This window comes from Pedobacter sp. UC225_61 (assembly GCF_044452285.1).
Lineage (GTDB): Bacteria > Bacteroidota > Bacteroidia > Sphingobacteriales > Sphingobacteriaceae > Pedobacter.
In genome coordinates, this window is record NZ_JBIOAL010000001.1 from 1,153,167 (window position 1) to 1,165,929 (window position 12,763).

General features: G+C 35.2%; 12 protein-coding genes. 11 read left to right on the top strand and 1 reads right to left on the bottom strand.

Annotated elements, in window-relative coordinates; translation table 11 throughout:
* The first annotated feature begins 18 nt into the window (after positions 1 to 18).
* The 11 genes from ACHMWN_RS05600 to ACHMWN_RS05650 all read left to right on the top strand — a co-directional run bounded on the left by ACHMWN_RS05600 (position 19) and on the right by ACHMWN_RS05650 (position 10,972).
* A complete protein-coding gene (locus ACHMWN_RS05600) occupies positions 19 to 714 on the top strand; it encodes a GNAT family N-acetyltransferase (RefSeq protein ID WP_397298427.1) in 696 nt (231 codons plus the stop codon).
* Positions 715 to 1,902: an argininosuccinate synthase gene (gene argG, locus ACHMWN_RS05605; protein WP_397298429.1), complete on the top strand. Its 1,188-nt coding sequence runs from the start codon at positions 715 to 717 to the stop codon at positions 1,900 to 1,902. It begins immediately after the preceding gene.
* Positions 1,903 to 1,988: 86 nt separating this feature from the next.
* Positions 1,989 to 2,309, top strand: a complete 321-nt coding sequence (locus ACHMWN_RS05610; RefSeq protein WP_397298431.1) for a cupin domain-containing protein — start codon at positions 1,989 to 1,991, stop codon at positions 2,307 to 2,309.
* Positions 2,287 to 3,291 carry an N-acetyl-gamma-glutamyl-phosphate reductase gene (gene argC, locus ACHMWN_RS05615; RefSeq protein ID WP_397298433.1) on the top strand — a complete coding sequence of 335 codons (1,005 nt, stop codon included), beginning with the start codon at positions 2,287 to 2,289 and terminating at the stop codon, positions 3,289 to 3,291. The genes ACHMWN_RS05610 and argC overlap by 23 nt, the downstream gene beginning before the upstream one ends.
* Before the next feature lie 78 nt (positions 3,292 to 3,369).
* Positions 3,370 to 4,500 (top strand): aspartate aminotransferase family protein, encoded by a 1,131-nt coding sequence (locus tag ACHMWN_RS05620; RefSeq protein WP_397298435.1) that lies wholly within the window; start codon positions 3,370 to 3,372, stop codon positions 4,498 to 4,500.
* A 45-nt stretch (positions 4,501 to 4,545) separates the two neighbouring features.
* Positions 4,546 to 5,523 carry an acetylornithine carbamoyltransferase gene (locus ACHMWN_RS05625; protein WP_397298437.1) on the top strand — a complete coding sequence of 326 codons (978 nt, stop codon included), beginning with the start codon at positions 4,546 to 4,548 and terminating at the stop codon, positions 5,521 to 5,523.
* Position 5,524: 1 nt separating this feature from the next.
* Positions 5,525 to 6,313 carry an acetylglutamate kinase gene (gene argB / locus ACHMWN_RS05630; RefSeq protein WP_397298439.1) on the top strand — a complete coding sequence of 263 codons (789 nt, stop codon included), beginning with the start codon at positions 5,525 to 5,527 and terminating at the stop codon, positions 6,311 to 6,313.
* A 35-nt stretch (positions 6,314 to 6,348) separates the two neighbouring features.
* Positions 6,349 to 7,152 carry a pyrroline-5-carboxylate reductase gene (gene proC / locus ACHMWN_RS05635; protein ID WP_397298440.1) on the top strand — a complete coding sequence of 268 codons (804 nt, stop codon included), beginning with the start codon at positions 6,349 to 6,351 and terminating at the stop codon, positions 7,150 to 7,152.
* A gap of 37 nt (positions 7,153 to 7,189) precedes the next feature.
* Positions 7,190 to 8,257: a M20 family metallo-hydrolase gene (locus ACHMWN_RS05640; protein WP_397298442.1), complete on the top strand. Its 1,068-nt coding sequence runs from the start codon at positions 7,190 to 7,192 to the stop codon at positions 8,255 to 8,257.
* Positions 8,258 to 8,364: 107 nt separating this feature from the next.
* Positions 8,365 to 9,696 (top strand): argininosuccinate lyase, encoded by a 1,332-nt coding sequence (gene argH / locus ACHMWN_RS05645; protein ID WP_397298444.1) that lies wholly within the window; start codon positions 8,365 to 8,367, stop codon positions 9,694 to 9,696.
* Between the two features lie 22 nt (positions 9,697 to 9,718).
* A complete protein-coding gene (locus ACHMWN_RS05650; protein WP_397298446.1) occupies positions 9,719 to 10,972 on the top strand; it encodes a pyridoxal phosphate-dependent aminotransferase in 1,254 nt (417 codons plus the stop codon).
* Between the two features lie 63 nt (positions 10,973 to 11,035).
* On the opposite strand, the gene ACHMWN_RS05655 is transcribed toward ACHMWN_RS05650, so the two are convergent.
* Complete coding sequence (locus tag ACHMWN_RS05655; protein ID WP_397298448.1) at positions 11,036 to 12,616, bottom strand: peptide chain release factor 3; 1,581 nt, start codon at positions 12,614 to 12,616, stop codon at positions 11,036 to 11,038.
* Positions 12,617 to 12,763 lie beyond the last annotated feature (147 nt).

A 12,763-nucleotide genomic window follows, 5' to 3' on the forward strand; every position in this document is an offset into this window, starting at 1 on the left:
TTTTTCGTTAGAAAACGAATGAATATTGACGAATTTATAGTCCAGGTAGCTATCCCAGAGCATCGTGTTTTTGCTGAAGAGATTGTGACCGAAATGGCCGAATCTGCTAAAGCTCGAGGTACTGGCATAGCAAAACGTTCGCCTGAGTACATTTCTGGTAAAATGGAAGAAGGAAAGGCAGTAATTGCTTTTCACAAAGATGGCACATGGGCTGGCTTTTGTTATATTGAGACCTGGAGCCATGGACAATTTGTAGCTAACTCTGGCTTAATTGTAAGTCCACAGTTTAGAAAAGCAGGATTAGCAAATGCGATTAAAAAAGAAATCTTCGGACTATCGAGAACATTATATCCAAAGGCAAAAATATTTGGATTAACTACTGGTTTAGCTGTGATGAAAATTAATTCAGATTTAGGATATGAACCCGTTACGTATTCTGAATTAACGCAAGATGAAGATTTTTGGAAAGGATGCCAAAGCTGCGTGAACTTTGAAATCTTAAAAAGCAAAGATCGTAAAATATGCATGTGTACAGCTATGTTATATGATCCAGCAGAGAAGAAACACGAAGCGGCTAAGAATTTTGCCGAAGAATTGCAAAAAAATCCAACACTGTATGAGCGTTTTATGCGTATTAAGCAACGTTTAATTTTAAAACCAAAATCAGGATTAAAATCCATTTTTGTATTGTTTACCCTTTTACTTAATAAATAAATGAAGAAGAAAGTTGTTTTAGCATTTAGCGGAGGATTAGACACCTCATTTTGCTGTATTCACTTAGCAGAAGACCGTAATTTAGAAGTTCACTCGGTAATTGTAAATACTGGTGGTTTTTCTGATGATGAATTGCAAGAAATTGAAAAACGTGCTTATGCTTTAGGTGTTGCATCTCATGCGGTAGTAGATGAAACTGAAAATTACTACAATGGTTGTATCAAATATTTAGTGTTTGGCAATGTATTGAAAAATGCGACATATCCACTTTCTGTGAGTGCAGAACGTGTAAGCCAAGCAACTGCAATTGCTAATTATGTAAAGAAAATTGGAGCAGATTATGTTGCACATGGAAGTACTGGAGCTGGAAATGATCAAGTTCGTTTTGATATGATTTTCAATATTCTTATTCCAGGGGTTGAAATCATTACGCCTATTAGAGACTTAAAATTATCCCGCGAAGCGGAAATAGAATACTTAGCGAAACATGGTGTAGAATATAGTGCAGAAAAAGCTAGGTATTCAATAAATAAAGGATTATGGGGAACATCTGTTGGTGGAAAAGAAACATTAACATCCAACGAAACTTTACCAGAAAGCGCTTGGCCAACCCAAGTTTCAGAATCAGAAACAAAAAGAATTGAATTAACTTTTGAGAAAGGAGAATTGGTTGCTATTGATGGAGAAAAATTAAATCCTGTAACAGCTATCCAAAAACTACAAGCAATTGCTCAACCCTTCGGCATTGGTAGAGATATTCACGTTGGAGATACAATTATAGGTATTAAAGGTCGTGTTGGTTTTGAAGCGGCTGCGCCAATTATCATTATCAAAGCACACCATACGTTAGAAAAACATACGTTGACCAAATGGCAATTAAGTTGGAAAGAACAGTTGTCATCGTTTTACGGTAACTGGTTGCATGAAGGTCAATTCCACGACCCAATTATGCGGAATATCGAAGCATTTTTAACCGATACTCAGAAAGTAGTAAGCGGAAAAGTATTTGTAGAATTACTACCATATCGTTTCCAAATTATAGGTATTGAATCTAACCACGATTTAATGAGCAATAAATTTGGTAGTTATGGCGAAATGAATAACGCTTGGAGTGGAGATGATGTGAAAGGTTTCTCTAAAATATTTGGGAACCAAGTAATGATTTGGCATAAAGTTAACGAAGAATAAAATTCGTCTTTACAAGAAGAAACAACGAAGCTATCTCATTTAATTAATTAACTATAATGATAAACGTCTTTTCAAAAGAAAATTGTTTGGACCACTACAAATGGGGGGGTAACTGTGATGGATGGGATTTTGTAAGCAAAGCTGATGCAGCTATTAAACAAGAATTAATGCCTGCTCAAACTGCCGAGAAATTGCATTTCCATACTTACGCAGAACAATTTTTCTTTATCCTAAAAGGACAGGCGACATTTTTAATTGAAAATGAGACCATTTTAGTAAATGCAAATAATGGCTTACAAATAAAAGCTGGCGACAAACATAAAATCTCGAATGAAACAGATCAAGATTTAGAATTTATACTTTTCTCCTATCCATCAACTCAAAATGACAGAACAGATTGTGAATAGTAAAAAAATAAAAGCAGGTATAATTGGTGGAGCAGGATACACTGGAGGCGAAATGTTGCGCATTTTAATTAACCACCCGAACGTTGAAATTGCTTTTGTAAATAGCAGTAGTAATGCAGGGAATTTAATTTCTGATGTGCACACGGATTTATTTGGGGATACTGATTTAAGATTTATAAATGAAATCCCTCAACATATTGATGTGTTATTTTTATGCGTTGGACATGGTGATGCAAAGAAGTTTTTAGCAGCAAACCCAATTAACGAAAATATCAAAATCATCGATTTATCTCAAGATTTTAGATTAACTGCAAACGCTAAATTCGAGAATCGTGAGTTTGTTTATGGCTTGCCAGAATTAAATCGTGATACGATAAAAACTGCAAAAAACATTGCAAATCCAGGTTGTTTTGCAACATGCATTCAATTGGGTTTATTGCCTTTAGCAGCAAAAAGGTTAATTAAAAGTGAAGTTCATATTAATGCAACAACAGGCTCAACTGGCGCAGGGCAAAGTTTATCAACTACTTCGCATTTCAGTTGGAGAAATAATAACCTTTCTATTTACAAAGCATTTGAGCATCAACATTTAAATGAAATTGGAGAAAGTTTAGTGCAACTTCAACCTTCTATTTCAGAGGTTTTAAATTTCATCCCACAACGTGGTGCTTTTACTAGAGGGATTTTGGCTTCAATGTATGTTGAAAGTGATTTGACTTTGGAAGAAGCGCAAAAATTATATGAAGAGTATTATAGCGTCCATCCATTTACACATGTAAGTCGGAAAAACATCGATTTAAAACAGGTTGTAAACACCAATAAAGCGCTGATTTATATAGAAAAGCACGGTAATAAATTATTCATCATCAGCATTATTGATAACCTATTAAAAGGTGCAAGCGGGCAAGCTGTTCAAAATATGAACTTGCTATTTGGCTTGGAAGAAACGGCAGGCTTGAAATTAAAAGCAGCTAATTTTTAATAACATGTAATATTGAGTTTATCGAAGCACCTTAAAAGAGTTCTTCGTAAGCTCAGAATAACAAAAACTCTTTAAAAAATGAATTTATTCGACGTATACCCTCTTAACGATATAGAAATAACTAAAGCAGCTGGCAGCAATGTTTGGGATGCCAATGAACAAAAATATTTAGATTTATATGGCGGTCATGCCGTAATTTCTATCGGACACACCAATCCTCATTATGTAAAACGTTTAACGGATCAATTAAATAAAGTAGGATTTTATTCTAATTCGGTTAAAATCCCTTTGCAAGTGCAATTGGCCGAAAAATTAGGTCAGATTTCTAGAAAAAAAGATTTTCAATTATTCTTATGTAATTCTGGAGCAGAAGCAAATGAAAACGCTTTAAAGTTGGCATCGTTTTACAATGGAAAAAAGAAAGTAATTGCTTTTTCTGGTGCATTTCACGGGCGTACATCTTTAGCTGTCGCAGTTACGGATAACCCGAAAATTGTAGCACCGGTTAATCAAACTGATAATGTGATTTTCTTACCCCATAATAACGAAGTTGCGTTAGAAGAAACATTTAAAGCGCAAGGCGATGAAATTTGTGCTGTAATTATAGAAGGAATTCAAGGTGTTGGTGGAATTAAAGAAGCCTCTAAAAGTTTCTTGCAAAAAATTCGTTCACTTTGTGATGAGTATAATGCAGTTTACATTGCAGATTCTGTACAGTGTGGTTACGCTCGTACTGGTCAATTTTATTCCCATGATTATGCAGGTGTAGAAGCAGATGTATATACCATGGCGAAAGGAATGGGCAATGGGTTTCCAGTTGCAGGTATTTCAATTGCACCAAAATTTAAGCCTTGGCACGGCGAATTAGGAACAACATTTGGCGGAAACCATCTAGCTTGTGCTGCAGCATTAGCTGTTTTAGAAGTTATGGAGCAAGATAACTTGATGAAAAATGCTGAAGAAGTTGGTAATTACTTAATCGCTGAACTGAAAAAATTTAAACAAGTTATCGAAGTTCGTGGTCGTGGTTTAATGATTGGTATTGAATTGCCAGAAGAATTAGCGCATGTAAAAAAGGAATTGCTATTTAAGCATTTCATTTTTACGGGAGAGGCAAAGCCAAATGTAATTCGTTTGTTGCCAGCGCTGAACTTAACAAAAGCACATGCAGATGAATTTTTGACTGCTTTTGGAAAATTAGTAAAATAAATAGTGTCATGCTTAGCTTGTCGAAGCATCTTTAATCTTTAAAGAATGAAACTTTTCACCTCCGTACATGATGTTCCAAACATCAAACAATTTGTAAACGATGCATTAGCATTGAAAGCAAGTCCCTATGCAAACCAAGATTTAGGTAAAAACAAAACATTGGGTTTAGTTTTTATGAATCCAAGTTTACGTACACGGTTAAGCACACAAAAAGCTGCGCTTAATTTGGGTATGAATGTAATGGTAATGAACATGGATAAAGAGGGCTGGGCTTTAGAAACGCAAGATGGCGTGGTTATGAATGGTTCGACAGTTGAACATATTCGTGAAGCAGCAGCAGTTATGGGAGAATATTGCGATATTTTGGGCTTACGTTCTTTTCCAAAATTGACTAACCGAGATGAAGATTACAACGAAGATTTCTTCACTAAATTTGTGCAGTATTGTGGTGTGCCTGTGGTAAGTTTAGAGAGTGCTACACGTCATCCTTTGCAGAGCTTTGCAGATTTAATTACCATTCATGAAACTTGGAATCCATTAAGAGTTGGTGCTAATGCTAAACCTAAAGTTGTATTAGCTTGGGCGCCACATGTTAAAGCCTTACCACAAGCTGTTCCAAATTCTTTTGCCGAATGGATGTGCAAAGCTCAGCAAGAAAATATGTTAGATTTTACAATTGCTCAACCAGAGGGATATGAACTTTCAGAAGATTTCACTCCAGGAGCAAAAATAGAATACGATTTAGAAGCTGCATTAAGCGGGGCAGATTATATCTATGTAAAAAACTGGAGTAGCTACAAAGAATATGGTAAAGTTTTAACGTATCCAGACGGTTGGATGATGAACAACGAGAAGTTAGGACTAACAAACGATGCAAAAGTAATGCACTGTTTACCCGTTCGTCGTGATTTAGAGTTATCATCAGAAATATTAGATGGGCCAAATTCTTTAGTTATTCATGAAGCTGGGAATCGTCTTTGGGCAGCGCAAGCAGTTTTAAAAACACTATTAGAAAAACTATAATATGAAACAACTCACCATCATCAAAATAGGCGGAAATGTAATTGATAATTCTGAAAATCTACATCAGTTTTTATTAGATTTTACAGCCTTACCTGGAGATAAAATTTTGGTTCATGGTGGTGGTAAAATTGCAACAGAGCTTGGCGAATCATTAGGTATTGAAGCCAAAATGGTTGATGGTAGAAGGATTACCGATATTGAAACTTTACGCATTGTAACGATGGTTTATGCTGGGTTGATCAATAAAAATATGGTAGCACAATTGCAAGCAAAGCATTGTAATGCAATTGGTTTAACTGGTGCAGATGGAAATATAATCAAAGCAAAAAAGCGTCCTGTAAAAGAAATTGATTATGGTTATGTGGGCGATTTAGATGAAGATTCTGTGTCATCAACTACGTTGGATAATTTATTAAAAGTTGGCTTAACACCTGTTCTATGTGCCATTACACATGATGGAGATTCGCAATTATTAAATACAAATGCAGATACCATCGCTTCATCTTTGGCAATTGCAATGTCAGCAACATATGAAACTCGTTTAGTGTATTGCTTTGAGAAAAAAGGGGTTTTAAAAGATGTAAATGTTGATAATTCGGTAGTAAGAGAAATTAAGGCAGCTGAATTCGAAGGTTTAAAAGCGGAAGGGACGGTTCAAGGTGGGATGATTCCTAAACTTCATAATGCTTTCGAGGCGATTAAAAAAGGTGTTTCAGCAGTTTATATAGGTAAAGCCGACGAACTTTCTGAATTAAGTAATGGACTATTTGGAACTAAGATGTTAAAATAAGAAGATATACAGCAATCAACCATTAAACTAAAATCATGAAAAAAATAACCATTATCGGTAGTGGAAACATTGGTCTTTCGCTTGCAAAAGGCCTAGTAAATAAAGCCTACTGTAAGCCAGATGACATTACATTAACTAGACGCAACCTAAAACTCATGACTAATGAAGTAGCTGCTGGTTTTAATGTGAGCGATAATAATATTGTCGCAATTTATAATGCTGATATCGTTGTTTTAGCAGTATTGCCGCAACAATTAAAAAAAGTTTTAGAAGAAATTGCATCCTCAATAAATCCAGAAAAACAATTAATAATTTCGGTAGTTTCTGGTGTAAGTTGTGAAGATGTGCGCAAAGAATTAGGCAATAATGTACAGGTAATTAGAGCAATGCCAAATACCGCAATTGCTATTGGGCAAAGCATGACATGTATTGCTAGTGATAATGCGATTGATAAAAACATGAAAGAAGTAACTACACTTTTTGAAACAGTTGGCTCGGTTGTTACCATTAATGAAGATTTAATGACTTCAGCAACAGCACTTTGCGCTTGTGGTATTGCTTTCTTTTTACGGAGCATCAGAGCCGCTTCACAAGGTGGAGTTGAAATTGGATTTCACGCACATGATGCGTTGAAAATGGCTGTGCAAACCGCAAAAGGTGCAGCAGATTTGTTATTGTTAACCCAAAGTCACCCAGAGGGAGAAATCGATAAAGTGACCTCACCAAAAGGATGTACAATCGCAGGTTTAAATGAGATGGAGCACAATGGTTTTAGCTCGGCATTTATTAAAGGAATTAAGCTTTCCGCTAAAAAAGCAGCTGGCCTATATAATGATTAATTTGAAATGAGGAATTTCGAAATCTTAAATCAAAATTATGATTAACAAACTCATAGAAGAAAGCACCGAACTGCTGCGTGAATTGATTAAAACACCATCTTTTAGTAAAGAAGAACAGCAAACAGGCAATAAAATTGAACTTTTTTTGCAACAACACGGCGTAAAGACTATTCGTAAACTGAACAATATTTGGGCTTACAATAAATATTTCGATCCATCAAAACCTACGGTTTTATTAAATTCACATCACGATACTGTAAAACCAAATTCAGGCTATACACGCAATCCTTTTTCTCCAGATATTGTAGATGATAAACTGTTTGGTCTAGGAAGTAATGATGCTGGCGGCTGTTTAGTATCATTAATTGCTACTTTCCTATATTTTTATCCACAAGAAAACCTTACCTATAATTTTTGTTTAGCGGCAACTGCTGAAGAAGAAATTTCGGGTAATGATGGCTTAGAATTGGTAATTCCTGATCTTGGCCCAATAGAATTTGCTATAGTAGGTGAGCCAACAGAAATGCACTTGGCCATTGCCGAAAAAGGTTTATTAGTGATAGATTGTATTGCTCATGGGAAAGCAGGTCATGCCGCAAGAGATGAAGGTGAAAATGCAATTTATAAAGCTTTACAAGATATGGAATGGTTTAAAACGTATCAATTTCCAAAAGTATCTGAAGTTTTTGGGCCGGTAAAAATGACGGTCACCATCATTAACGCAGGCTCACAGCATAACGTGGTACCCGCAAGTTGCACGTTTACTGTTGATGTTCGTGTTACCGATTCATATACCAATGAAGAAGTAGTTGAAATCATTAAGCAACACGTAAACTGTGAAGTTAAACCTAGATCTGTCCGGTTAAAACCATCAAAAATTGATAAGAACCACCCAATTGTACAATCTGGAATAGCATTAGGTAGAAATACATATGGCTCGCCAACTACATCAGATCAAGCATTATTAGATATTCCCTCTCTAAAATGTGGGCCTGGTTTTTCTGGTCGTTCGCATATGGCTGATGAATTTTTATATGTTCATGAAATCGCCGAAGGCATAAATGGGTACATTAATATGTTAAAACCAGTTGTAGGCGGGAAATAAATAAACGAGGCGATTTTAGTACTTTTGTAAGTATTTTAAGCATAATTCGAATCCAAAGAAATGAAAACTGCGTAAGCAAAATTCATCACAATAGATATAAAGTAACGATGAAAATCTGGCAAAAAAATATTGAAGTAAATAAAGGCATCGAAACATTTACAGTTGGTAAAGACAGAGAACTGGATTTACAAATGGCAGCTTTTGATGTATTAGGTTCTTTGGCCCACGTAGAAATGTTGGCCAGTATTAATTTGCTAACAGCTGATGAATTGACAGAAATTCAAACTGCCTTAAAACTAATTTATAAAGAAATTGAAGATGGTAAATTTACCATTGACGATAGTGTGGAAGATGTACATTCTCAAGTAGAGTGGTTATTGACACAACGAATCGGCGAAGCAGGTAAAAAGATTCATAGTGGTCGCTCACGTAATGATCAGGTTTTGGTTGATTTAAAACTATATTTCAGAGCTTGCATTCAAGAAATAGTAGAAAATATTTCCACCCTGTTTAATCAATTAATTAAGCTTAGCAATACACATAAGGACAAATTATTGCCTGGGTATACGCACTTACAAATTGCTATGCCATCATCTTTTGGCCTATGGTTTGGTGCCTATGCAGAAAGTTTGGCTGACGATATGGAATTAATGTTGGCTGCTTATAAAGTTTGCAATAAAAACCCATTGGGTTCTGCAGCAGGTTATGGTTCTTCTTTTCCGTTAAATAGAACGATGACTACTGAATTGTTGGGCTTTGAAAAGCTAAATTACAATGTAGTTTATGCCCAAATGGGGAGAGGAAAAACTGAAAGAATTTTAGGTCAGGCGATGTCATCAGTAGCTGCAACTTTAGCCAAAATGGCGATGGATGTTTGCTTGTTTATCAATCAAAACTTTGGATTTATCAGTTTCCCTGATGAATTAACAACGGGTTCGAGCATTATGCCACATAAAAAAAATCCAGATGTTTTTGAATTAATCCGTTCACGTTGCAATAAAATTCAGGCTTTGCCAAATGAAATTGCAATGATGACTACAAATTTACCTTCTGGATATCATAGAGATTTACAGCTATTAAAAGAAAACCTTTTCCCTGCAATTACATCTTTAAATGAGTGCTTGGAAATGACAACGTTCATGTTGCAAAACATCACCGTTAAAGATCATATTTTAGATGATAAAAAGTACGATTACCTATTTAGTGTAGATGTAGTTAACGAATTAGCTTTAAACGGAACTCCATTTAGAGAAGCCTATAAAATTGTAGGAGAAACTATTGATAAAGGAACTTTTGCACCAAATAAAACAGTTAAACATACACACGAGGGAAGTATTGGTAACTTGTGTAATCCAGAAATTGAAGCTATGATGAATGAAGTTTTGGCTCAATTCAAGTTTGATAAAACAAATCAGGCAATTGTCAACTTATTAGCTTAGTATAAAATAAAATCTACATAAAATGAATGTATCACTATTGGCAAATACACTTATCGGCTCAGAAATCATTAAAATCGGTAACGAAGTAAATGATATGAAACGTAAAGGAGCGCAAATTGCAAACCTAACTATTGGCGATTTTGATTCATCCATTTTTCCAATACCTAAACCTTTAGAAGAAGCTATAGTAAAAGCATATCGTGAAGGTCATACTAATTATCCTCCAGCAGATGGTATTTTGCCATTACGCGAAACAGTTGTCGAAATTCTGAAAGATCGTTACGAATTAGATTATTCACTAAACGAAATTCTAATTGCGGGTGGCTCCCGACCATTAATTTATGCACTATATTTAGCCTTAATTGATCCTGGAGATAAAGTAATTTATCCAGCACCATCTTGGAATAATAACCACTATTGCCACCTTTCATCTGCTAATGGAATTGCGATAGAAACTACAGTAGAAAATAATTTTATGCCAACTGCTAATCAGTTGAAACCATATTTAAAAGGTGCAACTTTATTGGCTTTGTGTTCGCCATTAAATCCAACAGGTACTATGTTTACACAACAACAGTTGGAAGAAATTTGTGATATCGTAATAGAAGAAAATAAATCACGCAAAGCGGATGAAAAGCCTTTGTACATTATGTACGACCAGATTTATTCGTTATTAACTTTTGATAAAGAACACGTAAATCCAGTAAGTTTGCGTCCAGAATTAAAAGATTATGTAATTTATATTGATGGAATTTCTAAATGTTTAGCAGCTACAGGTGTGCGTGTAGGCTGGGCATTCGGATCAGAAAAAGTGGTGAGCAAAATGAAATCTTTATTAGGTCACATTGGTGCTTGGGCCCCTAAGGCGGAGCAAGTTGCAGTAGCAGATTATTTCAAAAATAAAACTTTGGTCGATGAATTTTTAACCAGCTTTAAAGCACAAGTTCAAGCAAGTTTAGATGAATTATACAACGGTTTTCAGCACTTAAAAAGTGATGGGTTTGCAGTTGATGCGGTTATCCCGATGGGAGCAATTTACTTAACCCTAAAAATCGATTACATTGGCAAAACTACGCCTACTGGCGATTTACTAAAAAATAGCGCTGACGTAAATTTCTATTTAATTAAAGAAGCACAAACAGCAATTGTTCCATTCTCTGCTTTTGGTAACGATGAAAATATGCCTTGGTTTAGGGCTTCAATAGGAGGTTGTTCATTGCAAGATATTAAGGATATGATGCCAAGAATTAAAACTGCTTTAGGCAAGTTGAAATAATATAAAACCCTTGTAGAATTTTAATCTACGAGGGTTTTTACTAATAACGATTGAACGAATGAACTACTTGAACTCACTTGTTTTATGGAACTCGATATCTGGATAATCCCTCATCGTCATATTAATCATAAACTCATTATCCGCTAAATAAACCGGATTACCATCTTTATCTTCACCAATATGTTGTTGTTTACGTTTTAAAAACTCTTCTAATTTTTTAGGGTCTTTTGAGGTTACCCAGTTAGAACGTGTATAGGTCAACATCCTAAAATGTGCTTTTGCACCGTACTCATGCTCCAACCTAAATGCAATTACCTCAAACTGTAAATCTCCAACAGCACCAATAACTTTTCTATTTCCAGGTTGCATCACAAATAATTGCGCAACACCTTCTTCGGTTAATTGTTGTAAGCCTTTTTCAAGCTGTTTAGTTTTTAAAGGGTCTCTATTCTCAACTTCCTTAAAAATCTCTGGAGAGAAGCTCGGAATACCTTTAAATTGTAGTTTCTCACCCTCCGTCAATGTATCGCCAATTTTAAATGTACCACTATCATACAAACCAACCACATCGCCTGGCCAAGCCTCTTCCACAATACTCTTTTCATTGGCCATAAAATCCATCGGGTTGGAGAATTTTATTTTCTTGTTATTCCTTGTGTGATAAAAGAACTTATTACGCTCAAACTTACCCGAACAAATCCTCAAAAACGCAATTCTATCTCTATGATTTGGATCTAAATTCGCATGTATTTTAAATACAAAACCACTAAAATTCTTTTCCGTTGCCAACACAGTACGCTCTTCCGCTTCTCTACTTTTCGGACTTGGAGCAATATTTATAAATGTGTCTAACAATTCCTTAATCCCGAAATTATTAATCGCACTACCAAAAAATAGCGGTGCCAATAATCCTTCCAAATACATTTCCTTATCTACCTTGCCATACACTCCCTCAACTAACTCTAATTCGTCTTTTAGATTCGATAAAGCGCTTGCAGGTAAGAATTTCTCCAGTTTCTCATCAGCTAAATTATCTACTTCAATTACTGGAGCACTTATTTTCTTTTTATCAGGTTCAAATAAATTAAGATGGTTATTATAAATGCTATAAACTCCTTTAAAAGTATGTCCTTGTCCAATTGGCCAACTTAGTGGACACAAACTAATGTTTAATTTACTCTCAATTTCATCTAACAAATCAAAGGCATCTTTACCCTCACGATCCATTTTATTAATGAAAATAATAACAGGTGTATTCCGCATTCTACAAACCGACATTAATTTCTCTGTCTGTTCCTCAACCCCTTTAACACAGTCAACAACTAGAATTACACTATCTACCGCCGACAAAGTTCTATACGTATCTTCCGCAAAATCCTTGTGTCCAGGTGTATCCAAAATATTAATACGTTTCCCATTATATTCGAAACCCATTACAGATGTAGCTACCGAAATACCACGTTGCTTTTCAATTTCCATAAAATCTGATGTGCTACTTTGGTTCGCTTTATTCCGTTTTACGGCACCAGCAGTATTTATTGCTCCACCAAAAAGCAAAAACTTTTCAGTTAAGGTAGTTTTACCAGCATCGGGGTGACTAATAATGGCAAATGTTTTTCTTTTTTCTATTTCAGGATTAACCATGGATTTGTATTGAGAATGAGTGCAAAAATTTTACTAAATAGCGAATACAGCAAAGCTTTATAAAAAGCGAAGTGGAAATAAAATGGCTGTAGCTTGTTTCATTGCGTTGCAAAGGTAAGAATAATTTCTTTCTAGTATAAAGTAGTT

Excerpts from the sequence above, each read along its gene's own strand:
- ACHMWN_RS05600 (WP_397298427.1), top strand. The coding sequence starts at position 19 with ATGAATATTGACGAATTTATAGTCCAGGTAGCTATCCCAGAGCATCGT.
- argG (WP_397298429.1), top strand. The coding sequence starts at position 715 with ATGAAGAAGAAAGTTGTTTTAGCATTTAGCGGAGGATTAGACACCTCA.
- argC (WP_397298433.1), top strand. The coding sequence starts at position 2,287 with ATGACAGAACAGATTGTGAATAGTAAAAAAATAAAAGCAGGTATAATT.
- ACHMWN_RS05620 (WP_397298435.1), top strand. The coding sequence starts at position 3,370 with ATGAATTTATTCGACGTATACCCTCTTAACGATATAGAAATAACTAAA.
- ACHMWN_RS05625 (WP_397298437.1), top strand. The coding sequence starts at position 4,546 with ATGAAACTTTTCACCTCCGTACATGATGTTCCAAACATCAAACAATTT.
- argB (WP_397298439.1), top strand. The coding sequence starts at position 5,525 with ATGAAACAACTCACCATCATCAAAATAGGCGGAAATGTAATTGATAAT.
- proC (WP_397298440.1), top strand. The coding sequence starts at position 6,349 with ATGAAAAAAATAACCATTATCGGTAGTGGAAACATTGGTCTTTCGCTT.
- ACHMWN_RS05640 (WP_397298442.1), top strand. The coding sequence starts at position 7,190 with ATGATTAACAAACTCATAGAAGAAAGCACCGAACTGCTGCGTGAATTG.
- argH (WP_397298444.1), top strand. The coding sequence starts at position 8,365 with ATGAAAATCTGGCAAAAAAATATTGAAGTAAATAAAGGCATCGAAACA.
- ACHMWN_RS05650 (WP_397298446.1), top strand. The coding sequence starts at position 9,719 with ATGAATGTATCACTATTGGCAAATACACTTATCGGCTCAGAAATCATT.
- ACHMWN_RS05655 (WP_397298448.1), bottom strand. The coding sequence starts at position 12,616 with ATGGTTAATCCTGAAATAGAAAAAAGAAAAACATTTGCCATTATTAGT.